27 protein-coding genes are annotated in these 23,607 nt (G+C 68.0%); 8 read left to right on the top strand and 19 right to left on the bottom strand.

All coding sequences use genetic code 11. The features are described 5' to 3' along the window. Positions 1–11: 11 nt before the first annotated feature. The 8 genes from gspN to gspG all read right to left on the bottom strand — a co-directional run bounded on the left by gspN (position 12) and on the right by gspG (position 6,298). The gene (gene gspN / locus E5S69_RS18750) at positions 12–821 is read right to left on the bottom strand and encodes a type II secretion system protein N (RefSeq protein ID WP_171516148.1); all 810 of its coding nucleotides are present in this window, start codon (positions 819–821) and stop codon (positions 12–14) included. Further along, on the bottom strand, positions 821–1,426 hold the full coding sequence (locus E5S69_RS18745; RefSeq protein WP_171516147.1) for a type II secretion system protein M: 606 nt from the start codon (positions 1,424–1,426) through the stop codon (positions 821–823). The genes gspN and E5S69_RS18745 overlap by 1 nt, the downstream gene beginning before the upstream one ends. 16 nt (positions 1,427–1,442) lie before the next feature. Then, positions 1,443–2,885 carry a type II secretion system protein GspL gene (gene gspL, locus E5S69_RS18740; protein ID WP_171516146.1) on the bottom strand — a complete coding sequence of 481 codons (1,443 nt, stop codon included), beginning with the start codon at positions 2,883–2,885 and terminating at the stop codon, positions 1,443–1,445. A 271-nt stretch (positions 2,886–3,156) separates the two neighbouring features. After that, positions 3,157–4,206 carry a type II secretion system minor pseudopilin GspK gene (gene gspK, locus E5S69_RS18735; protein ID WP_171516145.1) on the bottom strand — a complete coding sequence of 350 codons (1,050 nt, stop codon included), beginning with the start codon at positions 4,204–4,206 and terminating at the stop codon, positions 3,157–3,159. Further along, the gene (locus E5S69_RS18730) at positions 4,203–4,910 is read right to left on the bottom strand and encodes a PulJ/GspJ family protein (protein WP_171516144.1); all 708 of its coding nucleotides are present in this window, start codon (positions 4,908–4,910) and stop codon (positions 4,203–4,205) included. The genes gspK and E5S69_RS18730 overlap by 4 nt, the downstream gene beginning before the upstream one ends. After that, the gene (gspI, locus tag E5S69_RS18725; protein WP_171516143.1) at positions 4,888–5,301 is read right to left on the bottom strand and encodes a type II secretion system minor pseudopilin GspI; all 414 of its coding nucleotides are present in this window, start codon (positions 5,299–5,301) and stop codon (positions 4,888–4,890) included. Before gspI ends, E5S69_RS18730 begins: the two co-directional genes overlap by 23 nt. After that, entirely contained in the window at positions 5,298–5,798 is a 501-nt protein-coding gene (locus E5S69_RS18720; protein WP_171516142.1) for a GspH/FimT family pseudopilin, read from the bottom strand. Before E5S69_RS18720 ends, gspI begins: the two co-directional genes overlap by 4 nt. 38 nt (positions 5,799–5,836) lie before the next feature. Continuing rightward, positions 5,837–6,298 (bottom strand): type II secretion system major pseudopilin GspG, encoded by a 462-nt coding sequence (gene gspG / locus E5S69_RS18715; RefSeq protein WP_171516141.1) that lies wholly within the window; start codon positions 6,296–6,298, stop codon positions 5,837–5,839. Positions 6,299–6,540: 242 nt separating this feature from the next. On the opposite strand from gspG, the gene E5S69_RS18710 reads away from it, so the two are divergent. From E5S69_RS18710 to E5S69_RS18690, 5 genes are all read left to right on the top strand, one after another. After that, entirely contained in the window at positions 6,541–6,993 is a 453-nt protein-coding gene (locus E5S69_RS18710) for an RrF2 family transcriptional regulator (protein WP_171516140.1), read from the top strand. Positions 6,994–7,085: 92 nt separating this feature from the next. Beyond that, positions 7,086–8,306 carry a globin domain-containing protein gene (locus E5S69_RS18705; RefSeq protein ID WP_171516139.1) on the top strand — a complete coding sequence of 407 codons (1,221 nt, stop codon included), beginning with the start codon at positions 7,086–7,088 and terminating at the stop codon, positions 8,304–8,306. Between the two features lie 126 nt (positions 8,307–8,432). Further along, a complete protein-coding gene (locus tag E5S69_RS18700; protein ID WP_171516138.1) occupies positions 8,433–9,212 on the top strand; it encodes a type II secretion system protein N in 780 nt (259 codons plus the stop codon). 154 nt (positions 9,213–9,366) lie between these two features. Then, entirely contained in the window at positions 9,367–9,981 is a 615-nt protein-coding gene (locus E5S69_RS18695; RefSeq protein WP_171516137.1) for an EF-hand domain-containing protein, read from the top strand. Between the two features lie 407 nt (positions 9,982–10,388). Further along, the gene (locus tag E5S69_RS18690; RefSeq protein WP_010813460.1) at positions 10,389–10,883 is read left to right on the top strand and encodes an Lrp/AsnC family transcriptional regulator; all 495 of its coding nucleotides are present in this window, start codon (positions 10,389–10,391) and stop codon (positions 10,881–10,883) included. A gap of 98 nt (positions 10,884–10,981) precedes the next feature. On the opposite strand, the gene E5S69_RS18685 is transcribed toward E5S69_RS18690, so the two are convergent. Beyond that, positions 10,982–11,680: a GNAT family N-acetyltransferase gene (locus tag E5S69_RS18685; RefSeq protein WP_171516136.1), complete on the bottom strand. Its 699-nt coding sequence runs from the start codon at positions 11,678–11,680 to the stop codon at positions 10,982–10,984. Between the two features lie 327 nt (positions 11,681–12,007). Here E5S69_RS18685 and E5S69_RS18680 point away from each other — a divergent pair, with 327 nt between their 5' ends. After that, complete coding sequence (locus tag E5S69_RS18680) at positions 12,008–12,562, top strand: NAD(P)H-dependent oxidoreductase (protein WP_171516135.1); 555 nt, start codon at positions 12,008–12,010, stop codon at positions 12,560–12,562. Further along, the gene (gene kefC, locus E5S69_RS18675) at positions 12,559–14,373 is read left to right on the top strand and encodes a glutathione-regulated potassium-efflux system protein KefC (protein WP_171516134.1); all 1,815 of its coding nucleotides are present in this window, start codon (positions 12,559–12,561) and stop codon (positions 14,371–14,373) included. Before E5S69_RS18680 ends, kefC begins: the two co-directional genes overlap by 4 nt. A gap of 27 nt (positions 14,374–14,400) precedes the next feature. Here kefC and E5S69_RS18670 read toward each other — a convergent pair whose 3' ends face one another. The 7 genes from E5S69_RS18670 to paaA all read right to left on the bottom strand — a co-directional run bounded on the left by E5S69_RS18670 (position 14,401) and on the right by paaA (position 19,933). After that, on the bottom strand, positions 14,401–15,018 hold the full coding sequence (locus E5S69_RS18670; RefSeq protein ID WP_171516133.1) for a TetR/AcrR family transcriptional regulator: 618 nt from the start codon (positions 15,016–15,018) through the stop codon (positions 14,401–14,403). Positions 15,019–15,028: 10 nt separating this feature from the next. Then, positions 15,029–15,823 (bottom strand): DUF1835 domain-containing protein, encoded by a 795-nt coding sequence (locus tag E5S69_RS18665; protein WP_171516132.1) that lies wholly within the window; start codon positions 15,821–15,823, stop codon positions 15,029–15,031. A gap of 195 nt (positions 15,824–16,018) precedes the next feature. Further along, positions 16,019–17,107, bottom strand: coding sequence for a 1,2-phenylacetyl-CoA epoxidase subunit PaaE (gene paaE / locus E5S69_RS18660; protein WP_171516131.1), 1,089 nt, complete (start codon positions 17,105–17,107; stop codon positions 16,019–16,021). 24 nt (positions 17,108–17,131) lie between these two features. Further along, complete coding sequence (gene paaD, locus E5S69_RS18655; RefSeq protein ID WP_216621377.1) at positions 17,132–17,701, bottom strand: 1,2-phenylacetyl-CoA epoxidase subunit PaaD; 570 nt, start codon at positions 17,699–17,701, stop codon at positions 17,132–17,134. 31 nt (positions 17,702–17,732) lie between these two features. Continuing rightward, positions 17,733–18,584: a 1,2-phenylacetyl-CoA epoxidase subunit PaaC gene (paaC, locus tag E5S69_RS18650; protein WP_171516130.1), complete on the bottom strand. Its 852-nt coding sequence runs from the start codon at positions 18,582–18,584 to the stop codon at positions 17,733–17,735. 10 nt (positions 18,585–18,594) lie between these two features. After that, positions 18,595–18,882 carry a 1,2-phenylacetyl-CoA epoxidase subunit PaaB gene (paaB, locus tag E5S69_RS18645; RefSeq protein WP_012354162.1) on the bottom strand — a complete coding sequence of 96 codons (288 nt, stop codon included), beginning with the start codon at positions 18,880–18,882 and terminating at the stop codon, positions 18,595–18,597. A 31-nt stretch (positions 18,883–18,913) separates the two neighbouring features. Further along, a complete protein-coding gene (paaA, locus tag E5S69_RS18640; RefSeq protein WP_171516129.1) occupies positions 18,914–19,933 on the bottom strand; it encodes a 1,2-phenylacetyl-CoA epoxidase subunit PaaA in 1,020 nt (339 codons plus the stop codon). A gap of 203 nt (positions 19,934–20,136) precedes the next feature. Here paaA and E5S69_RS18635 point away from each other — a divergent pair, with 203 nt between their 5' ends. Then, complete coding sequence (locus E5S69_RS18635) at positions 20,137–20,607, top strand: universal stress protein (protein WP_171516128.1); 471 nt, start codon at positions 20,137–20,139, stop codon at positions 20,605–20,607. A 57-nt stretch (positions 20,608–20,664) separates the two neighbouring features. Here the strand turns inward: E5S69_RS18635 and E5S69_RS18630 are convergent, their stop codons facing one another. The 3 genes from E5S69_RS18630 to E5S69_RS18620 all read right to left on the bottom strand — a co-directional run bounded on the left by E5S69_RS18630 (position 20,665) and on the right by E5S69_RS18620 (position 23,024). Beyond that, positions 20,665–20,943 carry a DUF1488 domain-containing protein gene (locus E5S69_RS18630; protein ID WP_018006086.1) on the bottom strand — a complete coding sequence of 93 codons (279 nt, stop codon included), beginning with the start codon at positions 20,941–20,943 and terminating at the stop codon, positions 20,665–20,667. Between the two features lie 385 nt (positions 20,944–21,328). Beyond that, positions 21,329–22,573: a nucleoside recognition domain-containing protein gene (locus E5S69_RS18625; RefSeq protein ID WP_171516127.1), complete on the bottom strand. Its 1,245-nt coding sequence runs from the start codon at positions 22,571–22,573 to the stop codon at positions 21,329–21,331. Positions 22,574–22,637: 64 nt separating this feature from the next. Next, the gene (locus E5S69_RS18620) at positions 22,638–23,024 is read right to left on the bottom strand and encodes a DUF488 domain-containing protein (RefSeq protein WP_171516126.1); all 387 of its coding nucleotides are present in this window, start codon (positions 23,022–23,024) and stop codon (positions 22,638–22,640) included. Positions 23,025–23,607: the final 583 nt, after the last annotated feature.

Raw genomic sequence — 23,607 nt, 5'->3', positions numbered from 1 at the left:
TCTGCGTGGCATCAGAAACGCAGCCTAGTCACATTGTCATCTCGTCGTCCCAGCAGGCTCAGCAGGCTGGTCAGCTGCGTGGCGGCCTCCGGGTCGCCATGCGCGGTACCCTCGAAGCGCGCCTGCCGCCCGAGCGTGCCGCTGCCTTCCAGGTACAGCGGGCCCTCGATGGTGCTCAGTTGCAGCTTGCCGCCGCCTGCGCCGGTCCAGTCGATCTCGGCCCGGTAGCTGCCCAGCGGGCGCAGCCGGCTGACCGCGGCCGACACCTGCTCGATGCGCAGCGTCATATGGCCGGTCAAGCCCTTGCCGGAGAAGCCGCCCTGCAGCGCGGACCAGTCCGCCCGCATCAGGCCGTCCGGGCGCAGCGTGTTGAACGGTGCGCCCACGCCTTCCAGCAGCGAAGCGGGCAGCCGCATGGCGCCCGCTTGCGCGGTCCAGCCGCCGGGCGTCGCGGTGAGCGCGACGGGCGCGGCCATGGCCTCGGAATGCGTCAGCACCACCCGTGCGGTGCCGGTCAGCAGCGGCCAGAACGCCAGCGTCCAATGCAGCCGGCCAGGCAGTACGGTGGCGGTCTGGCTGCCCGCGCCAGCCGACAGCGCCAGGGTGGCGCTGCCGCGCCACAGCGAGCCGCTGGCATCGGCCAGCAACACGCGCCCCTGCGTCTGCGTGGCGACGCGCGCGGCGATCCATGCCGCCGGCAGCATTGCCACCGTGGTCAGCGCGGCGCTCGCCAGGGCGAGCCCGAGCCAGCGCAGGCGCCGCGCGGCGGCCGGCTGGCGCAACGCGCGCCGCGGCAGGCGCAGGGTCTCCAGCCGCACCATCAGCTGCGGCCGCCCGGACCCTGCAGGGTCGCGGTCACGTTCACCAGTGCCGTGGCGCCGACGTAGACCACGCGCGCATCGATCACCTTCATGCGCTGCTGCTGGCGCACGTCCTGCAGCCAGGTGCTGACCGCCCCGAACGGGACCTTGTCGAGCTGCACCTGCACGCTGTTGTCGGCGCCGGCGGCCAGCCGAGTGGCTTTCAGACCGTACTGGCCCAGGCTTTCCTGCAGCGCCTCGGTTAGCGCATCGCCGCGCAGCGATGGCGCCGGCGTGGCCTTCAGGCCGCGGGCTTCCTGCGCCAGCGTTTCCATCTCGGCCAGGTCGGCGCGCAGTTGGGGCAGGTTGCGCGCGGCCCGTTCGCGGCCCTCGGCGGCCGGCTCCCACAGCACCAGGTAGCCGAGCACCAGGGCCAGCACCGCGGCGCCGCCGGCCAGGATGGCCTGCTCGCGCGGGTTGCGCGCCGACCAGAAGGCGTCGAAGCGTTCCCGCCACGCCTGCGGCACCGACGGGCGCAGCCGCGCCATGCGTGTGCGCAGCGTGGCGGCACCGCTGCGGCGGGCGGCGGGCGACTGGCTGCGGGCTGAGTCTTTCAATGGGTTCATGTTGGGCATGCGCCGGTCACAGGCCGGGCTTGATGGTCCAGCGCGAGCCGGGTGTCACAGGCGTGCCTGCGCTGGTGCCGGTGCTGCCCGAGGCATTGCCGGCCTTGTCTTCTTCCATCTGCAGCCCGGCCTGGCGCGCGGCGCCGCGCAAGCCGGCTGTGTCGGTGCCGGGCTTGAGCGTCACCACCAGCATGCGGCCGCGGTACTCGAGCGCCTGCAGCGCGTCGGGCGGCAGCCGGCGTGCGGCCTGGGCAAAGCGGTCAGCCAGCGGCAGGAAATCATCCGGCGTGCTGCGTCCGCTGGCGATGCGCAGTTGCTCGACCTGCCGGCGCATCTGCAGCGGGGCGTCGAGCACCGTCGGGATCTGCGGGAACGCGCCGCGCAGCGTCTGCGCCTGCGCCGCTTCCAGCCGTTGCTGCTCGCTGCGCAGCAGCAGCCAGTGAATGTTCATGCCGACCAGCTGGACCAGCACCAGGCCTGCCAGCAGCGCCAGCGGCAGTCGCCACGCCACCAGGTTCCAGCGGTCGACGCGGCCCTGCGCAAACTCAAACTGCGCCAGGTCCAGCCCCGGCTCGCGCAGGCATTCCTGGGCACCGTCGATCCACAGCCGCCAGCCGGCGCGCCCGGCCTGGCGCAGGCCCGGGACCGGCGCCATGGCCGCGGCGTCGGCATCGGCGTACCAGGTGCCGTCGGGCGCCAGCGCCTGCCAGGCGGCCAGCGCGTCGTCGCCCAGCAGCAATCCGTAGCCGGCGTACGCACTGGTGCGCACCGTCAGTTGCCACTGGCGCGCGGTGTTGGCCGCGGTGTCCGGCAAGGCCGCGCCCAGCGCATCACCGAGCGCACCGTTTTCGGCGAGCGCGCTGGCGGCGGCTTCGACCACCAGCGTGGCCGGCTGGGCCGCTGCCGGCGCTTCGCCGGGCGGCGCCAGCGACGGCTCCGCGCCGGCTTCCTCTTCGACCGCGGCCAGCGGCACGCACAGCTGCGCGGCGAGCACGTGGCGGCGGCGATGGCGATGCTCGGCAAAGGCATCGAGCACCGTGCGCAGCCAGGCGCGGTCCGCCACCATCAATAAGCGCTGGCGCGGGCCGCGGCCGGGCGTGGCGCCGCCGAGGGCCGGGCCGATGCCGATGTGGCACGGCTGCGCGTCGGTGGCGAGGGCGTCCTCGACCAGGTTGGGCAGCGCCTGCTTCAAACGCGCGGGCGGCAGCGGCGGCACGCTGGCGGTGGTCAGCAGTACGTCGCTGGCGGCCAGGATCAGCACCAGCCGCTCCGCCGCGGGCAGGTCGGCAATGCGGGCGTGGCCTTCTCGCAACACTTCCGGCACGGCACGAGGCGATCCGCGCCGCGCAGACTCGCCCGCCGCCGTGCGCACCAGCGCAAAGGGCAGGGCGCCGAAATGCCACGGTTGCGGCTGGTCATGCGGCCGGTGCGGCATGCGCACGTACAGGGTGGTGCTCAAGGTGTCCTTGCTTTGGCTTCAGTAGAACGGCTCGATAAGGCGCATGGCCCATGGGGATGCGCCCGGGATCGCCCCGGCGCAGGAAACTTGCCGGAGGGCGGGGATGCCGGCGCGCGGCCTGGGAGGCCGATCGGCGGCGAGCGGGCTGGTGCCAGGCTCGCGCCAGCGCCGCAGCATACCTTGCCTGCGTGACAAAACCACGTCAATACCATTCTCCCCGGTTGCTCCGGCATGCCGTTTTCCTATGTGCGCCAGGCCGCCTTGCCATGGTTCAGCGCAGATCCGGCAGCCGGTCCGCATCCTGGATCCAGACCACGCGGGTGGTGTTGGCCGCACCGAGCGGTTCGCCGCGGTAGATCAGCGACACCTGCAGGCGGCTGGCGCGCTCGTGCCGCACCAGCCCGTAGACCAGGAAGTAATGCGAGCGCACGTCGAGCAGGTTGCCCAGGTTGCCGCTGCCCGCCTGCGGCGCCACCGCGGACAGCTGTGTCTGCAGGTTGCCGATGTTGTTGAAATAGGCGCGGTCGCGCTGGCGCACCAGTTCGCGCGCGCGCTCCAGCGGCAGCTTGTCGATCATCGCGGCCAGCACTTCCGCGTCGGCGGTGTTGGCATTGACCAGGGTGCGCTCGGGCAGCACGATCACAAAGGGTTCCAGCACGGCCACCATCTCGGGCGTGTAGCCGGGCAGCGCCAGCAGGCCCTGCACGCTGTCGAGCGGGCGTGGCGCCTGCCGGCCCGATGCATCGCCGCCCTGGCCACCCTGGGCGGCCTGCAGCATGTAGCGTGCGGTGGTCTCGGCCAGCGCCGGGTTCAGCCCCACGGTGCGCAGCAGGCGGCCGTAGGCGGCCTGCGCCGACTGGTCGATGTTGGCAACACGCCCGACCGGGCCGCCCTGGCCGCCGGTGGCGGACCACGTCACCAGGTTGGCCAGGTTGAAGCGCGCCTGCGCATCGAGGATGCGCCCCGACAGGAACGAGGTCTCGCCCGCAACGTCGGTGCGCAACGACGCCCCCAGGAAATCCGACAAGCGGGTCTCGGCGATCGGCACCGCCCACGGCTCGCCGAGTTCATCGACGTTGCTGCGGCGCTGGTCGTCGCGCAGGATCAGCCGCGCCCAGTCGACCGCGGCGCGCTCGATCCAGGTGGCCTGGGCCAGCAGCCGCTGGTTTTCGATAGCGCGGATCTGCACCTGCTGCCGCCACAGCATGCCCGACACCACCACCACGGCCAGCGTCACCATCAGCAGCGCGGTGACCACGGCGGCGCCGCGCGCGCCGCGGCGCACGGGCCGGAAGCGGGATCGGCGGCGGGCTTGCGTCATAGCCCGGACATGCAGATCTTCTGGAACTGCCGCGGCGTGTCGCCGTCGCCCATGCGGGCGAGGATGGTCAGTTCCACCGCGCGCACCGCGGTGTTGGGCACCGCCGCGCCGACGTCCGATGCCGCCACCGCGCTGGCTGCATTGCCGCTGAACAGTACGTTACGGATGCGGTTGCTGTCCGCCTGCCAGCCGCCGGGCTCGACCCAGGCGCGCGCGCTCAGGCCCTCCACGTCGCCCAGCACACGTCGCACCTGCGCGTTGTTGCCGCCGCCCTGGCGCAGCGCCAGCAGCGACGTCTGCAGCGCCGCGCGGTTGTCCACCGGCGGCGCGGCCACGCGCAGCAACGTGTTGCCGTCAAGCTGGTAAGACAGCGCCTGCCATGTCGGCGGCTGGCCTTCGTCGCGGCGGTCGCGCACCAGGAGCACACGGTTCTGGGCGATCTCGACCGGGCTGGCCTGCAGCAGCGTAGGGTTGGCCAGGTGCTCGCAATCGGCCTGCAGCTGGCCGTAGAGCACCTTCAGCGCATCCAGCCGGGCATCGTGATCGGTCAGCCGTTCGCGGCTGCGCGTCAGGCTGTCCAGCGCGCGCCAGCCGATCACGGCCATCACCGCCAGCAGCGTGATGGCGACCAGCATTTCCAGCAGCGTGAAGCCGCCGGCGGATTTGCGCCCGCGCCGGCGCTCAGAGCACGTTGCGGGTTTCATTGGGGACAATGGTGACGAGCCAGGCCAGCCGCACCGACTTGTCGGTGGCGGAAGGATAGACTGCGATTTCTACGCGGCGGAATACCGGATTGGGCGTGGCCGACACGGATTGTTCGCAGTACAACGGCGTGCCGCCCTGCGGGCAGGCATAGCCGCTGACACCGGGCTCGGGCCAGCTCTTGGCCAGGCGCACCGAGGCCAGGTGGTTCTCGGCGCTCCATTCAGCCAGCATGCGGGCCTGCAGCGACGCGCTGGCATCGACCATCGAGCCCATCGCGCGCATCGCCGCGGTCAGCGCCACGGCCAGGATGGTCAGCGCCACCAGCACTTCGATCAGCGTGAAGCCGGCCACGCTGCCGCGCTGGCGTCCGGCAAGGGGCGGGCGCGTCATGGCGTGCTGGCGAAATAGCGGCCGCTGCCGTCGCCGGCAACGTCCACGCGGATATCGCCGCGCACCAGCACCAGGCGCTGCGGGGCATCGATCAGCTCGCGCCCGAAGATCAGCCGCGGCGGGCTGTTGGTGCCGGTGCTGCGGCCGCCTTCGGCGACGATGACCTGGTCCAGCGCCAGGCGCCAGTTGCCAGGGGCGAACACGTCGGTGCGCATGGGGATCCAGCCGTTGGGGGTCGACTCGAGGAAGCGCCAGCCGCCGGCGTCGCCTTCCCAGGCGATCGGGCGCGCGCCCAGCTGCGCTTCTTCCTGCGCCAGCTCGAACAGCCGCGCGATGCGCTGGCCATCGTCAAGCACGCGGCCGCGCTCGTTGGGCGCGGCATTGACCGCGACCAGCGAGATCACGATGCCGGCGATCACCATGACCACCAGCAGTTCCAGCAGCGTGAAGCCGGGGTGCCGCTGCCGGGGGGCGCGGCGGCGCGGCGCCGTGGTCATGATGGAAGCGAAGCGGCAAGGGCGGGCGGCAGGGGCGCTTACTCCCAGTTGCCGATATCGGCGTCGTTGGCGTTGCCGCCGGCCTGGCCGTCGGCACCGAAGCTGAACACGTCGATTTCGCCGCGCACGCCGGGGTTCAGGTACTGGTACGGATGGCCCCACGGATCCTTAGGCAGCTTTTCCAGGTAGCCGCCGCCCTTCCAGTTGTTTGGCACCGGCTCGGTGGTAGGCTTGGCCACCAGCGCGGCCAGGCCCTGTTCGGTGGTCGGGTAGCGGCTGTTGTCGAGGCGGTACAGCTTGAGCGCCTGCATGATCGACGAGATATCCTGGCGCGCGGCCACGATGCGGGCCTCGTCCGGTCGGCTCATGATCTTGGGCACCACCAGTGCCGCCAGCACGCCCAGGATCACGATCACGACCATGATCTCGATCAGGGTAAAGCCGCGCGCGCGGCGGGCAGGGCGGGCGGGGCGGGCAAGCTGGGTAGTGGATCTGCGCATTGTTGGTAGGACCTTTTTGCTGGAATGGCGGGACCCGCGCCAGGGCGCTGGCGGGGCCGGGTTCGCCAATCAGTATAACCGGCGCCTTATGACTCTTTTATGGGCGGCCCCCACGTGGGGCCCAACCATGTCTGATGCGGATCACAAAGCGGGCCGTCGTTTCTCGACGATCCCGCACCCTAGCACGACGGCGCAAGAAATAACTTGCATCCAGGATGCATCTTTTTTAACATGACGCCACGATGCAACTGACCCGCTTCTCCGACTACGCGCTGCGCCTGTTGATGTACGTCGCCCGTGGCGACGGCAGCCGGCCGATCACGATCGCCGAGGTGGGCCAGCAGTTCGGCATCTCGCACAACCACCTGGTCAAGGTGGCGGCGCGGCTGTCGAAACTGGGCTGGATCAGCGCCACGCGCGGCCGCCATGGCGGCCTGCAACTGGGCCCCGGCGCCGAGCGCCTGACCGTCGGCGCCATCCTGCGCGAGCTGGAAGGGCACCGGCCGGTGATCGACTGCGACAACCCGCCCTGCGCGCTGAACGGCAATTGCCGGCTGAAGCGCGCCCTGGACGTGGCCGAGCAGGCTTTCTACCGCGCGCTCGACGACGTCACGCTGGCCGATGTCACCGGCAGCCAGACCGCCGAATCGATCATCCGCCTGCATCGAGATTTCCTGAACCGGCGTTCGGCCTGAGCGGATGGATCCGCGCGTGGCCGGCGAATGCCGGTTTTTTGTTGCCCAAAAACATGCATTTCGATTGCATGAATAAAACGGAGTGATTCCCGATGCTGTCCGCCGCTTCCCGCCCCTATATCGATGCAAGCGTGCCCGTGCTGCGTGAGCACGGCCTGGCCATCACCACGCATTTCTACCGCGAGATGTTCGCCGACCGGCCCGAACTGACCCAGTTGTTCAATATGGGCAACCAGGCCAATGGCAGCCAGCAGCAGTCGCTGGCATCGGCCGTGTTCGCCTACGCGGCCAACATTGATAATGCGGCGGCACTGGGACCGGTGGTCGAGCGCATCGTGCACAAGCACGCGGCTGTGGGCATTACGCCCGCGCACTATCCGATCGTCGGTCGCCACCTGCTCGGCGCGATCTCCGCGGTGCTGGGCGAAGCCGCCACGGCGCCGCTGCTGGCGGCCTGGGACGAGGCTTACTGGCTGCTGGCCGGCGAACTGATCGCCGCCGAGGCGCGCCTGTACCAGCGCACCGGCGTGGCCGCCGGCGCACTGATGCCGGTACGCGTGGTGCGCCGGGAGGCGCAGGGCGGCCAGGTCGTGGCGCTGACGCTGGCCGCTGCCGATGGCGAGCCGCTGCGCGACTTCCGCCCGGGCCAGTACATCAGCGTCGAGGCGCGCCTGGACAACGGTACGCGCCAGCTGCGCCAGTACTCGCTGTCGGCCGAGGCCGGGCTGCCGACCTGGCGCATCTCGGTCAAGCGCGAGGAGGGCGACCAGGCCACGCCGGCCGGCGCGGTCTCGAACTGGCTGCACGCCAACGCCCACGAGGGTGCCGAGCTCAAGGTGAGCGCGCCGTTCGGCGAGTTCACCCCGGCGCTGGAAAGCCGCCGCCCGCTGGTGCTGCTGTCCGGCGGCATCGGCATCACGCCGATGCTCTCGGTGCTGCGCACGCTGGCCGCGCAGGGCTCGCAACGACCGGTGCTGTTCGCCCACGCCGCCCGCGATGGCCGCCACCATGCCCATCGCGCCGACCTGCAATGGGCGCGCGAGCGGCTGCCCGGCCTGGTCACCCACATCAGCTATGAGTTTCCGCAAGCCGAAGATGTCGCGGGCCGCGATTACGACCACGCCGGCACCATGCCGCTGGCCGAGATGCTGCGCCAGGCCGACCTGCAACGCTTTGTCGATGGCCGCTTCTACCTGTGCGGACCGCTCGGCTTCATGCAGGCGCAGCGTCACGCGCTGGTAAGCGCGGGCGTACCGGTGGCGCATATCGAGCGCGAGGTGTTCGGGCCCGACCTGCTGGACGATTTGCTCTAAGCGTACCGGCCGCAACGCCGGAAGCACCGCCGGCGCGGCAGACATCGTCATGGGGCTCTGGTACGCTTGGCGCGTCTGCGCTTACGCGCCATGACCCGCCGCGGCGGGTGTCCAGGGTCCCGCTCCATGCAATTGTCCGTCCGGCCTCCGTTCCGCTTCGACGCCTCCGCGCTGTGGCTGCCGCGCCTGGCCAGCGTCGTGCTGTTTATCGCGCTGTGCGCGCTGGTCACCTACTGGGTGCTGACGTTCAGCGCGATGCGAACCATCCCGGTGCCCAAGAGCGCGCGCGTGGCGCAGACCGAGGCGGTCGAGACCGGCGCGGTTGCGACGCTGTTCGGCGGCTCGGCGCAGCGCGGGCCGAGCAACGTGCAATTGCTCGGCGTGGTGGCCGAGCTCGGCGGTGGCGCCAGCGCGGCGATCGTATCCATCGATGGCGCCCCGGCCAAGGCCGTGCGCATGGGGGCCGAACTGTCACCCCAAATCCGGCTGGTGGAAGTCCGTCAGCGCGCCGTGGTGATCGAGCGCAATGGCGTACGCCAAGAGATCGCATTACCGCTCCAGGCGGCTGCCACGCGCGCTGCGCCGCGTGGCGCCAGCCCGCTGCCGACGCCGCCTGCCGGCGCGGCGGCGCCGTTGGCAACGCCCATGCCGCCGGCGCAGGCCGCTGGCCAGCCCACACCGGCCCAGTCGCCGCGCGGCCAGCCCCCGGGGCAACCGGCCCAGCCGCAGGCGCAACCCCAGTTCCAGCCAGCGGCGCAGCAACCCCAGCCGCAGTCGGTTCAGGCAGCGCCATCGGGGCAGCCGGCCCAACCCCAACCCCAGCCCGTCGATCCGCGCCACTACCCATCGGGGATGTCGCCCGAGGCGGTCGTAGAAGGCCAGATGGCACCAAAAGGGCAGCCCTAGGCTCGCGGCGCATCGATTATTCGCCTTTGCTTGCGTTCCCTTACGCCACTCCCGGCTTTCTGTGAGGCGGGTAACATCGTATTAAAACCGCCAACTTCGCTGCATCGTCTGCGTTCTAATCCGTACATGCCAACGTGATGACAAGGAGCAAGCCATGCAACGCAATCACAAGCCGCAGATTCTGAAGCACTTCCTGGCCGCATCGGCCGCCCTGCTGGTCGCCGGCGGCGCCTTTGCCCAGGCCAGCGCGCCCGCTGCGCCGGGCGCAGCGCCAGCGCCGGCCGGCAAGCCAGGCATGGACCACCACCATCGCCACCATGGCGGCGGCATGTGGATGAAGGCAATTGACACCGACGGCGATGGCGCGATTTCCAAGGCGGAGGCCGATGCCTGGTTCAACAAGCTCGACACCAACCGCGACGGCAAGATCGACAAGGCCGAGATGGATGCGCACCGCAAGACCGCCATGGCCGAGCATCATGCGCGCATGCAGGCTGCCTTCGACGAGAAGTTCAAGGCCGCCGACAAGAACGGCGACGGCGCGATCACCAAGGCCGAGGCCAATGCCGGCCTGCCGCGCCTGGCCAAGCGCTTTGACCAGCTCGATGCCAACCGCGACGGCAAGCTGACCCGCGATGAAATCCGCGCGGGCATGGAGAAGATGCACCGCGACCATCCCCATCGGGGCGACCGGGGCGCGCGCGGCATGGCGCCAGGCAGCCAGCCGGCACCGGTCAATCCGGCGGCGCCGTCCACCAGCGGCGGCTAAGCGAGGTCCCTCGCAGCGCCGCCTGGGCGCCGCTGCCAGCGCACGTCACCAAGCGCGCGAGCCTGCCGGCCGCGCGCTTTTTTTATCGATTCAGCGGAGAACGCCGGCGCGGTCCGCCAAGAAGGCGTTGGCCCAGGCATAAACCCCCGTAGAATGCCGCTTCCCTGCTTGCCGGACCTGGGCACCACCTCGCCCGTGCGGTCAGCGGCTGCGGCCAACATCCCGGCAGCACCATGCAGGGAATGCCCGGCCCGACCGGCTGGCGCGCGAGTGACCGATAAGGCTGCCGAGCTTACGAATTCGGGCGTAGATCGGATGTAATTTCACAAAAAATTGCGTACTTGTGCACGGCTTGCTAAATTTGCGCAAAAAAATTGCCAATAAACATATTGCGGAGCAACAATATCGTGAGCAAGGTGGAGTTGGACAAGATCGACCGGAAGATCCTGGAAGTGCTGCAGACCAACGGCCGGTTGACCAACCTGGAGGTGGCCGAGCGCGTGAACCTGTCGCCAAGCCCCTGCCTGCGCCGCATCCGGCGGCTGGAAGAGATCGGCGTGATACGGCAATACGCGGCGCTGCTTGAGCCCAACAAGATCGGGCTCGGCCTGCTGGCCTATATCAATGTGCGGCTCGAAAAGCATGGCGGCGCGCCCAAGGGCAAGGCGCCGCTGGACCTGTTCCGCGCCTCGATCGCGGTCTGGCCGGAAGTGGCGGCCTGTCACGCCATGACCGGCGAGATGGACCTGCTGCTCAAGGTCTATGTCGAGGACATGGAGCACTTTGCGCGCTTCATGCAGGAACAGTTGCTGGCGCATCCTTCGGTCATCGACGTGCGCTCGAGCTTCGCGCTCGAGAGCATCAAGGACACCACCGCGCTGCCGGTGGGCGGCGCGGCCTGAGGTGGGCTGCCGAGTCTGAAAAAGCAAAACGGCGCATCGTTGCGATGCGCCGTTTTTCGTCCACGCCGTGCGGCCTGTGGGTCAGTGGGTCCGGCCGATCAGGCGGTATGCTTCTGCGGCACCATGGTGCGCCAGAAGCGCAGGCCGAAGCGGCGTGCGTCGCGCAGGTTGCGGCGCACCGCGTAGTCGAGGTCGGCGAGCTGCTCGTCCAGCGCCTCGCTCAGGCGGCTGGCGGTATCCGCCGGCGGCAGTTCCAGGTAGGCGTCGGCTTCGCCGTAGGCATACTGGACCTTCATGCCGGCCTTCTTGGCGATGTGCATCATCGCGGCATTGCGCGACAGGCAGTGCATGTACAGCGTGCGGACGCTGGTATTGCGTCCGTGGATGGCGGCCCGCTCGAACAGCGCGCTGCCGATGCCGCGGCCGCGGGCGCTGCCCGACACCGATACGCCGAATTCCGCCACGCGGCCCTGGGCGTTGTCGCGCAGGTTGGCGAAGTGGCCGACGCCGATCAGTTCGAGCTTGTCGTCGTAGACGCCGAACACGCTGTCATGGTCGAAGTCGATGCTGTCGACATAGGCTTCGATCACGTGGTCGCCCACCGACTGGCCGAAACGGAGCAGGCGATCCTCCTCGCCGAGGGCGAGGAAATGCTTCAGCAGGCGCGAGCGGTGGTGGGCCGCCAGCTCGCGCACCAGGACGGGGGCGCGCTGGGCGGCTTGGGCGGCTTCGGCTGCCTTGCGCAGATCTTCGTCGGTCAGTGCGCCGACGGCCTTGCTCAGTTCGAGCGGATTCACGTTGGTTCCTTCTGGTGCGGTCAGATAAAAATAGGCATTGCGGTGGTGTTTTTCCAGCACTTTCCCGTGGTTGATGCGGGATTCGGGGAAACACCAGCTTGATGCAACACGAAAAGTATTGTAGTGGAATTGTCAGTTTGACGTAAGCTTCCCGCGCCGCAGCAGATTCGAGTCGCGCTCGGGGAGTCAATTAAAATTAATAAAATCAATCACTTAAAAAAATGTGATGAATTGTTGCGCGCCCAATGGTGTGGATTTGGTGCAACGCGACAATTCGTCGCGGCCTCCGGATTTGTCCCGATCACCCCTCAGTCCCAGCTCCTTTCAATGACCGAGCCCCCCATCGTTGTGATCTACGCGCACCCGGCGCCCAGCCGCTCGCGCGTCAACCGGCCGTTGGCTGACGCGCTCAGCGCGCTGCCGCAAGTCCAGGTACGTGACCTTTACCGCAGCTATGTCGACTACGACATCGATGTCGTTGCCGAGCAGCGCGTGGTGTCAGTCTCGGACACCATCGTGCTGCAGTTTCCGGTGCGCTGGTACAGCGTGCCCGCGCTGCTCAAGCTGTGGCTGGATGAAGTGCTGGAACCGGGCTGGGCCTATGGCCCGGGCGGCACCGCGCTGCGCGGCAAGTCGCTGCTGGCGGTGGTCAGCACCGGCGGCTCGGCCGACGCCTACGGGCCGGAAGGCATCCATGGCCACCCAGTTGCCGAGTTCCTTCTGCCGCTGGAGCAGACCGCCTTGCTGTGCGGCATGACGTGGCTGCCGCCGGTGGTGCTGCATGACGCCCACAATGCCGATGCGCAGGCGCTGGCCGACCATATCGCCCATGTCTGCGGGCGGCTGGGCACCCATGCGGTGCCGGCAGAGGTGCAGGCATGAACCAGCATGATTTTCTGATTGCGCTGCTGGTATTCCTGGTGGCGGCGGTCGTGGCGGTGCCCCTGGCGCGGCGCAGCGGCCTGGGCGCGGTGCTGGGCTACCTGCTGGCCGGCGCGGCGATCGGGCCGTTCGCACTGCGCCTGGTGACCGATGTCGAGTCGATCCTGCACTTCTCCGAGTTCGGCGTGGTGCTGATGATGTTCGTGATCGGCCTGGAACTGGAGCCGCGCAAGCTGTGGGCGCTGCGGCGGAGCATCTTCGGCTATGGCGGCGCGCAGCTCGCCGCGTGCGCGCTGGTAATCGGCGCGGCCGCGGCGCTGGCCGGCGCGCCCTGGCAGGTGGCGCTGGTGGCGGGGCTGGGGCTGGCGCTGTCGTCCACCGCGATCGCGCTGGCGACGCTGACCGAGCGCAACCTGTTCGGCACCCCGGCGGGAGCCGCCAGCTTCGGCATCCTGCTGTTCCAGGACATCGCCGCGATCCCGATGATCGCGCTGCTGCCGCTGCTGGCCACGCAAGGCGCGGAAGGCGCTGGCGCCGGCGCAGCCGGCTGGCTCGCGGCAGGCAAGGCAGTGGCGGTGATCGGCGCGGTGGTGGCGGGCGGCCGCTACCTGGTACGCCCCGCACTGCGGTTTATCGCGCGCACCGATATGCGTGAGATGTTCACTGCCTTTGCGTTGCTGCTGGTGGTAGGCATCGCGCTGATGATGGATGCGGTGGGCCTGTCGATGGCGCTGGGAACCTTTCTCGCCGGCGTGCTGCTCGCCGATTCGGAATACCGCCACGCCCTCGAGGCCGACCTGGAGCCGTTCAAGGGCCTGCTGCTGGGGCTGTTCTTCATGGCGGTCGGCATGTCGATCGATTTTGCCGTGCTGGCACGTTCGCCCTGGCTGGTGCTGGGCTTGGTCGTCGCCTTCGTGGCGGCGAAGACAGTGGCGCTGGCACTGCTGGCGCGGTATTTCTCCATTGCCCGCGGCCAGCGCCTGCTGTTCGCGTTACTGATCTCGCAGGGCGGGGAATTCGCGTTCGTGGTGTTCGGCGTCGCTGGCGGCGCCGGACTGCTGCCGCGCGAGACCGAGGCCCTGCTGGTGCTGGTGGTGGCGCTGTCGATGGTGGCGACGCCGCTGCTGCTGCTGGCCTATGACCGGCTGGTGGCGCCGCGCATCGGCGCCGGCAAGAAGCGGCCAGACGAAGTCATCACGCCCCAGCGCAACCCGGTGCTGATCGCCGGCTTCGGGCGCTTCGGCCAGATCATCGGGCGCCTGCTGTACAGCCAGGGCGTGGGCGTGACGGTGCTGGACCACGATCCGGACCAGATCGATTTCCTGCGCCAGTACGGCTTCAAGGTGTTCTACGGCGACGCGACCCGGGTGGACCTGCTCGAGGCCGCGGGCATTGCCGACGCGCGCATCCTGGTCGTCGCCATCGACAGCATGGAAGACAGCCTGGCGCTGATCGACCGCGTGCGCGAGCGCTTCCCCGATTTGCAGATCTACGCGCGCGCGCGCCATGTCTCGCATGTCTATCAGCTCAAGGACCGCGGCGTGCAGCTGTTCGAGCGCGAGATGTTCGAGGGCTCGCTGATGCTGGGACGGCGCGTGCTGGAAGGGCTCGGCTTCGACCCGAGCGAGGCGCGCAACGTCGCGCTGCGGTTCCGGCGCCACAACATCGAGGCGATCGACCGCTTTTACCCGCATTACACCGACCAGAAGAAGCTGGTCTCGCTGGCGCGCCAGGCGCGCGACGAACTGGAAGAAATGTTCCGCCAGGACCGCGAACAGCGACGCCAGCGCGAAGAGGCCGAGTGGATGTAAGCGCGGGCGCGGCCCGGCGTGGCCAGCCTAGCGCCCGGCGGCAGTGCGCCCGGGCAGGCCGCCTTCGAGCAGGTCGACCACCATCTCGGCAAAGTCGGCATACGACAGACGCCCGCCCGGCTTGAGCCAGGTGAAGGTCCAGTTGATCATGCCGAAGATGGTCATGGTCAGCGCGGTCTGGTTGTCGCGCGTGACGCGCTCCGGGTAGGCGCGGCGCAACAGGCGCGAGAACGCCGCAACCACGTCGCGCTCGCGGCCCAGGATCAGGTCGCGCTGGGTCTCGGCCAGGAACTTGACGTCGTTGATCAGTGCGATATGGCGCGTCTGCGAGGTCTCGTACTCGGCCAGGAAGGCGCGGATCAGGTTGCCGAAAGCGGCCTTGTCGGTGCGGGCATGGCGCTCGGCGTCGGCTTCCACTTCGGTGACGAGCAGCATCAGCCGGCGCGTGTAGCGGTCCAGCAGGTCGAACAGGATCGCTTCCTTGCTCTCGTAGTAGTGATACAGCCGCGCCTTGGAGGTGCCGCAGGCGGCGGCCAGGTCGGCCATCGAAGTGCTGGGGTAGCTGCTGTTGGCGAAGGCGGCGGCGGCCAGGTCCAGGATCTGCTCGCGCTGCGCCTCGAAATCGGGTGCCTTGGTACGGGCCATATATTCTTGTTTATTCGCCTCCGCCGCCGGCATGGCGGCGCAGCTCGCAGGTGTCGAGCGAGTCGGCGTTGCCGCGCAGCACCAGCTGGCCCATCGCGATCAGCTCGCGGCAGCGCCAGAACACGAACCAGTCACTGGCCAGCAGGCCCTCGATCGCGCCCATCACGCTGGCCACCACCTGCGCCGCCGGGGTCCAGTCGGACGGGGCGCGTTCCATGATGATGTCGTCGACGGTGCGGTAGGCCGCCGGCACCAGGGTGTTGCCCTTCCACAGCCGCACGTCGGCGTTTTCCTTGACGTTCTGCTGCCACTCGTAGCCAAGCCGGCCCAGCCGCAGCACCGAGACCGGGGCGATGGTCGAGAAGCGCCGCGCCAGCCGCGCCGGCGTGTACATGCCGATCGCCGCCAGGTTGCCCTGTGCCGGCGTTTCCAGTTCGCGCAGGTCCATCGCGACCTCGTTGATCCGCTGCGGCGCCTGGTACAGGTGGAACACCACCCGGCGCAGCATCAGCTGGTCGGCTGCGCTCTGGCCGTGCCAGATTGCCACTTCCATGTCGTCCTGCCGCAGCGCCAGCAGTTGGTCCAGCGCCTGGCGCATCTCGGCGGCGAAGTCGATGTCGGTGTGCGGGGCGACGCGCTGCCAGAATCCGGAGCGGATCATGCCGGTGCTGTCGATGTCCGCCAGCGGACCGACCGCGAGATCGTCGCGCAGCACCACGACAGGGTCCGGCCGCGCAGCCTGGGCCAGCGCCTGGCGCAGGGTCGTGCCTGCTACATCACCGTTGACGACGTGGATATATTGCATGGCCGTGATTGTATATGGGTGGGGCGGTTCGCTGGCGCCGCCGCGGCGGCGGCGCGGCAACCGCCCGCCCCGCGCGCCGGATCACCCGCCTGCAAGCATCGCGCCAGCAGGGCGTCGCCTGCCGCCATTGTAGTCACGGCCCATGCTGGCCAATGTCAGCGCTTGTCTGACGACGCACACGCCGGCTTGCCCGGATCAGCGTTCGTCGTAGCTGACCACCACCCGCGGCGTGAGCGCCCGCGCCTGGCAGGTGAGCACGAAGCCCTTGTCCATCTCCCAGGGCTCCAGCGTGTAGTTCTTTTCCATCTCGACCTTGCCTTCCAGCACCTTGGCTCGGCAGGTGCAACAGACGCCGCCCTTGCAGGCGTACGGCAGGTCCAGCCCGGCGGCCAGCGCGGTGTCCAGCACGTTGGCGTCCTCAAGCGGCAGCCGCATGCTGTGCTGCTTGCCATCCAGCACCACCACCAACTCGGCCGTGCCGGCGAGGTCGGCGTGGGCTGCGACCGGCTTGGGCGTCGCCCGTGCCAGCGGCACCCCGAAACGCTCGGCGTGGATGCGGTGCGGGTCCAGCCCCGCGTCGCGCAGCGCCGCCTCGACCTCGTCGATCATCGAGGCCGGGCCGCAGACGAACGCCGCATCGATGTCGTCGACCGGGATCAGCGTCTGCAGGAAGGCGGTGACCCGCGCATGGTCGAGCCGGCCGTGCAGCAGGTCCACTTCCTGCGGCTGCCGCGACAGCACGTGGTAGAGCGTGAAGCGCGCCAGGTACTGGTTCTTCAGGTCTTCCAGCGCCTCGGAAAAGATGATGCTGTCGACATTGCGGTTGCCATAGACCAGGGTGAAGCGGCTGTGCGGCTCTGCCTGCAGCGTGGTGCGGACCAGCGACAATACCGGCGTGATGCCGCTGCCGGCGGCAAAGGCGACATAGTGGCGCGCGGCATTGGCATCGAGCGGCACATGGAAGCGCCCGTCGGGCGTCATCACGTCGATCACTTGCCCGGGGGCGATGGAATCGTGCAGATGGCTGGAAAACAACCCGTCTTCCACCAGCTTGACCGCGACGCGCAATTCGCCGTGCGCGTCATAGTCCTGCACCGCCGAACAGATCGAGTAAGAGCGCCGCAGGTCCTTGCCGTCGACCGGCGCCTTCAGCGTCAGGAACTGGCCTTGCGTGAACCGGTAGGCATCGCGCAGCGCATCCGGGACCTCGAAGGCAATCGAGATGGTGTCGGCGGTCTCGGGGCGTACCTGCGCCACGCGCAGCGGGTGGAACTGTGGAGTCATGGCAGCCTGGCTCGGCCCGGGGGCTCAGTAGGGTTTGAAATAATCGAACGGCTCGCGGCAGTCCAGGCACCGGTACAGCGCCTTGCAGGCGGTCGAGGCAAAACGCGAGATCTCTTGCGTATGGACGCTGCCGCAGCGCGGGCAGGGCACTGCATCAGGTACTGCGGCGCGCGCCGCGCGCGGCACGAAGCGCACCGGCTGTGCCTCGGCCGGCGTCCCGCACCGGCCCGGCGGGGCGATGCCGAAGGCCCGCAGGCGCTCGCGCGCGGCCGGCGTGATCCAGTCCGTGGTCCAGGCCGGCGCCAGCACGGTGCGGATGCGCCACGGCGCCAGCCCGGCGCGGTCCAGCGCCTGGCCAACGTCCTCACCGATCTGCGACATCGCCGGGCAACCGGAATAGGTGGGCGTGATGACGATTTCCAGCACCCCATCCGGCGCCGATACGACCTCGCGCAGGATGCCCAGTTCGCGGATCGACACTACCGGGATCTCCGGGTCCGGCACCGCCTCGAGCGCCGCCCACGCGCGCGCGATGCGCGCACCGGTGGCGCTTGCGTCGTGCACGTTCCGGGAAGGGAGGCGGGAGACGTTCATGTAAATCAACCCTTTGCGCTGAAGCGTGCGCTCACCATTGCGCGCCCGGATGGGCCTGCGCCAGCCCCTGCATCTCGCCCAGCAGGTAGCTCATGTGCTCTGAATGCACGCCATGCTTGCCGGCCGAGACAAAGCCGGTCGCCGGCGGCAGTGTCAGCGTGGCGGCCTGGAGTGTCTCGGCGACGGTCGTATCCCAGGCCGGGCGCAGCGTGGCGGTGACCACGCCGATGCCCTGGGCGGCAGCCTCGCTTTCGACCGGGTCTTCTGCAAAACACTCGTTCATATAAGGCAGCAAGTGCTCCAGCGCGCGCTGCATGCGCACGTGCGACGCCTCGGTGCCGTCGCCCAGCCGCACCATCCAGCCCGCGGCATGGTGCAGGTGATAGCGCGCCTCCTTGACCGCCTTGGCGGCGATCGCGGCCAGCTGTTCATCCCGGCTGGCCAGCAGGACCTGCCAGAGCTCCACCATCAGCGCGCTGTAGAGGAAGTTGCGCACGATGGTGACGGCATAATCGCGCACGGCGGCGGCGTTACCGGCCAGCGGGCCGCGATGCGGCAGTTCCAGCAGCGTCCAGTTGCGGAAATCGCGCTCGGCGCGCCAGTAGGCGTAGTCATCCTCATGGCGGGGCAGGCCGGTCAGCTCGCCCTCCAGTTCGCCGGCACGGCCATACAGCAGCCGCGCCTGGCCGATCAGATCGAGGCTGATATTGGCCAGGGCGATGTCTTCTTCCAGCACCGGCCCATGGCCGCACCATTCGGCGTTGCGCTGGCCGAGGATCAGGGCGTTGTCGGCCAGGCGCAGCACGTAGCGAAGCGCGGCGGTGCGCGCGGGCGGCAGGTGGTCGAGCGAGGCAAGCACAGCGGGCTGTGGGGACGCGGTCATCGTACGGGCCTTACATGTGGTTGACTTCGTCGGGCAACTGGTAGAACGTCGGGTGCCGGTAGATCTTGTCGGCCATCGGATCGAACAGCTCCGGCTTTTCCTCTGGCACGCTGGCGGTGATGGCGGCGGACGGCACCACCCAGATCGATACGCCTTCCTGGCGCCGCGTATAGACGTCACGCGCCATGTGCAGCGCCTGCTGTGCGTCGGCCGCATGCAGGCTGCCGCAATGCTTGTGTTCCAGGCCTTGCTTGCTGCGCACGAACACTTCCCACAGCGGCCATTCCTTGCGTTGCATCGTGGTCTCCTCAGGTTGCCGATGCCCGGGATCAGGCGGCGGCGCGGCTGGCGCGGGATTCGCGCTCGGCCAGCTTGGCGGCGTGCGCCAGCGCGGCTTCGCGCACCCAGGCGCCGTCCTCGTGCGCCTTCACGCGGGTGGCCAGGCGTTCCTTGTTGCACGGGCCGTCGCCGTTGATGACACGCCAGAATTCATCCCAGTCCAGCGGGCTGTAATCGTAGTGGCCGCGCTCGGCATTCCATTGCAGGCCGGGGTCAGGCAGCGTCACGCCCAGCACCCGCGCCTGCTCGACCGTGGCATCGACAAACTTCTGGCGCAGGTCGTCATTGGAGATGCGCTTGATCCCCCAGGCCATGGTCTGCGCGCTGTTGGTCGAGGCCGCATCGGGCGGGCCGAACATCATCAGAACCGGGAACCACCAGCGGTTGACGGCGTCCTGCACCATCTCGCGCTGGGCGTCGGTGCCGCGCATCATGGCCAGCAGCGCGTCGAAGCCCTGGCGCTGGTGGAACGACTCCTCCTTGCAGATGCGGATCATGGCGCGCGCATACGGTCCATACGAACAGCGGCACAGAGGGATCTGGTTCATGATCGCGGCGCCGTCGACCAGCCAGCCGATCACCCCCACGTCGGCCCAGGTCAGGGTTGGGTAATTGAAGATCGACGAATACTTGGCCTTGCCGCTGTGCAGCGCATCGACCATGTCGTCACGCGACGCGTCCAGGGTCTCGGCCGCGGAATACAGGTAGAGGCCGTGGCCGCCTTCATCCTGCACCTTGGCCAGCAGGATGGCCTTGCGCTTGAGCGACGGCGCCCGGCTGATCCAGTTGCCCTCCGGCAGCATGCCGACGATCTCAGAGTGCGCATGCTGCGAGATCTGGCGCACCAGGGTCTTGCGGTAGGCGTGCGGCATCCAGTCCTGCGGCTCGATCTTGCCGTCGGCGGCCATGCACGCATCGAATGCCGCCTGGCGGGCGGCTTCATCGGGCGGCGCGCTAGCCTGCGCTGCATCGGCGTGCTGGCCTGGCAGGTCAAGACTCTGCGTGTACATATCGTCTCCTCTGGCGGGGCGCCACTCCCATCCGGGTCCGGCGCGGCTGGCCCTATTATATATAAGCCGACCGGTCGGTCAATTAAAGCGAGCGTACTTGCAGGGGGTTTGCGCCGGCGCGTAACGGTGGCTTCGCCCGATGTGTACTATCCAAGACAGGCGGCACGACGCCGCATCTCTTTTTCCATCGACGGAGGTACGTTATGACTAGTGCGGCCTACAGCAAGATCGTGGTGGCGGTGGACGGCAGCAGCACGTCCAATCTGGCGGTTGATGAAGCCATACGCGTAGCGTCCCCCGGCGGGGCCACCGTACTGGCGCTCTATGTCGTCGATACCGGCACCCCAATGTTCGACGCCGGATACTACGACCCAAGCCAGTTGCAGAAGGCCTTCGAGGAAAGCGGGCAGCGGGCCCTGCACGGTGCGGCGCAGCGCCTGGCCAGCGCCGGGGTCGCACATGAAACCCGCCTGGTGAGCGCGGCTGCGGTACCTGGCGACATCGGTGCTTCCATCAATGAGGCCGCGGGCCAATGGGGCGCAGACTTGCTGGTGATCGGCACGCACGGCCGACGCGGGGTGCGCCGGCTGGTGCTAGGCAGCGTTGCCGAGGCGGTGATCCGCCAGTCCACCGTGCCGGTTTTGTTAGTGCGCGGCGAAGCCAAAGCCGATTGAAGCCCGGACCCGGACAACGAGATAAAGCCCGGAAAGCGGGGCAGCAAAGGGGGCGGCTTAGCCCGCGAAGCGGAAATGGCCGCTGCGAAGCACGATTTCGCGCGCCTCGGTCAACTCGAACAGGCTTTCGGCCAGGCGCTCGATCCGTTGGCGGTTATTGGTGAAGGCCGCCACCAGGTCTTCCTCGCGCGGCGAGCGCGCACCGAAATGGGCTTCGAGCGCCTCGGCGGTGACGGAATACAGGGTGGGACTGCCGTTGACCGTCGCCGGGCAGGACAGCGTCAGGCTGGCTGCACAGTATGTCGGGAGGCTGCGAGGGAACGTGATGTCTGGCATGGCGTGCCTCGGGCTGGCGGCGGAGGTATCCAATCAATATAGGCTAACGCCGCGTTCCGTAAAGTCTTGCCGGCCGAATGGCCAATGCGGGCGATGTCGCTTTGGCCGAGGACTTCTTGTCGGGTGCCATGCCGTCGTTGTCAGCGCGTCTTGTTGCGCTGCGGAAAACCCCCAGGGCCGGGCGCCTCGCCGTTGTAGCAGCGACCGAATACAGGCGAAAAAAAACCCACGCAGGTTGTGCGTGGGTTGGAATCCACCGAGGTGGTGGAGGAGACAGACTTCACTATACATGCTTTGTTGCGACGCACCAAGTGCAAATGTGTCAATGTAGGAGGATGCGCACAATGTCGTTGTATGAGCGCAACATAACTGGGACTCAGCATAGTCATCGGAAAAGATATGCGGCGCCCACCGCACAAACGATCCCCGCCGCGTCCGCTACCAGCGCGCATCCGAGCGCGTGGCGTGTATTGCGCACATTGATGCTGCCAAAATAAACCGCGAGGACATAGAACGTCGTTTCAGTCGAGCCTTGGATAATTGCCGCCAGGCGCCCCTGAAATGAATCCACGCCGTAAGTCGTCATCACGTCGACCATCAGCCCGCGGGCCCCGGCGCCTGACAAGATTTTCATCAGCCCGACCGGAAGCGCCGGGACAAAGTCGGTGTTGACGCCTAATTTGGCGAAGCCCTGCGTGAGCCAGGCCATCAGCACATCCATGCAGCCGGCGGCGCGGAACAGGCCGATGGCGACCAGGATTGCAACCAGATAGGGAATGATCTGTACGGCTACGCCGAAGCCTTCTTTGGCGCCGTCAATAAACGCCTCATACACATTGACCCGGCGTAGCGCGCCGCAGATCAGGAAAAGGGTGATCAGGGACAGGATAAACCCGGCGCCAGCGAGCGCCGTCACGGTGCCGACCTGTTCGGGCGGCGCATGCCGCAACCAAGCGAACATCGCCCCAAGCAGCGCGATGACTAGCGCGAACGCCACCAGTACCGCGGGCCGCAGCAGGTTGATACGCTGGACCCATGCCACCGCCAGCAGCCCGGCCAGGCAGGCACCCCCGGTGGCCAGCAGCGTCGGCAAGAAGATGTCAGCGGCGTTGAAGCCAACCAGCCCCTGCTTGACCGCGATGGTCTGGCGGATAGCGATGACTGAAGTCGGGATTAGCGTCAGGCCGGCAGAGTTCAGCACGATGAACATGATCTGCGCGTCCGTGGCAACGTCCGGGCGCCGGTTCAGCGTCTGCAACTCGCGCATGGCGTTCAGTCCCAGCGGCGTGGCGGCGTTGTCCAGCCCGAGCAGGTTTGCCGATACGTTCATCATCATGGCGCCCTGTGCAGGGTGGCCCTGGGGCACCCCGGGAAAGAAGTGCCGCAACAGCGGGTTCACCAGCCGGGCGAAGGCGTCCACAACGCCAGCGCGCTCGCCGATGCGCATGATGCCAAGCCACAGACTCATCACCCCCGCCAGTCCGAGCGCGATCTCGAAGGCTGTGCGGGCGCTGTCGAACAGGCTGCCGAGCATCGCCGGGAAGACGGCGAGGTCGCCCTGGATCACGCGGACGCAGGCGGCGGAGAAGGAAATCAGGAAAAAGCCGAGCCAGACTACGTTCAGCGCCATCGGAAAAGGGGAAGCGGGAAAACATGAAAACAAAGCCGGGAGGACCCCCGGCACGTCGCGCAACTCAGCCGATCACGGCCCCGCGTTCGATGAGCAGCTCGCGCAAGACCGAGCGGTGGCAACGCGCTTCGTCTTCGCAATAGCAGCCCACCGAGAAATTGGTTTGGTGCGACAGCGCTGCCAGTAGGTCCAGCGTACGACTGGCGTCGGGCTCGGCCATTTCCTTGCGGAAATGCCGCACGAAAGCCCGCCATTGTTTATCGTCGGTCGCATGTAGTGCCTGCGCAACCAGTTCCGGCGATGGCGAAAGCGCCGGGTACCAGACATCATAGAAATCGCGGCTCGCAAACTCCGATTTGGGCACGCCGCGCGGCGGCCGGCGCACGGTACCGACGCGCAGGCCTTCGTCGGCTGCACGCGGTGCCCCAAGTCTTACGATGCTGATGGTCATGAGGTTCCGATTGAGTCTGGCCGCCCCGCAAGACCGCGGCGGCGGGGTGGCTTCTTTGCCCCAGCCCAGATCATGAATCATGGTGCTGTGGCTGACAAACTGATGCGTCTTCGGCAGGATTTACCGGCACCTTCGAATTATTTCGTGGGACCGCTTGCCAACCGCGTTGCGGTCGCTTATTATTCGCCCCCTCGCAACACCACGCGGCCCCTGCAAGGCAGGCGCAGCAAGGGATGCGGGGTTGGCCGGAAGGTCGGCGCGGCAAGGTTTGCAGCGCTGACGGCAGCAAAAAAGATTGCTGCAAACGGTTGACGAAACGAAGAAAGCTCTGCATAATCTCGTTTCTCTGCTGCAGACAACGCAGCGCGCTGAACGGCAAAGCCGGGTGGCGAAGTTCTTTAACAAACAAACAACCGATAAGTGTGGGCGCTGGGTAGCGGACGCCGCTGTCTTCGGACAGTGATGCTTCAAGTTATACAGTGCTCGCACAGCAAAACGTGACTGGGTCTTCGGATCTGGTCAGTCAGTTTTCTGAGAGTGAGCGACCGCTCGAAAGAGCGAGGACCTTCGGGTCCACACAGAG

Origin of the sequence: Cupriavidus necator (assembly GCF_013141915.1) — a bacterium.
Lineage (GTDB): Bacteria > Pseudomonadota > Gammaproteobacteria > Burkholderiales > Burkholderiaceae > Cupriavidus > Cupriavidus necator_B.
This window is presented reverse-complemented; position numbering and strand designations above follow the sequence as displayed.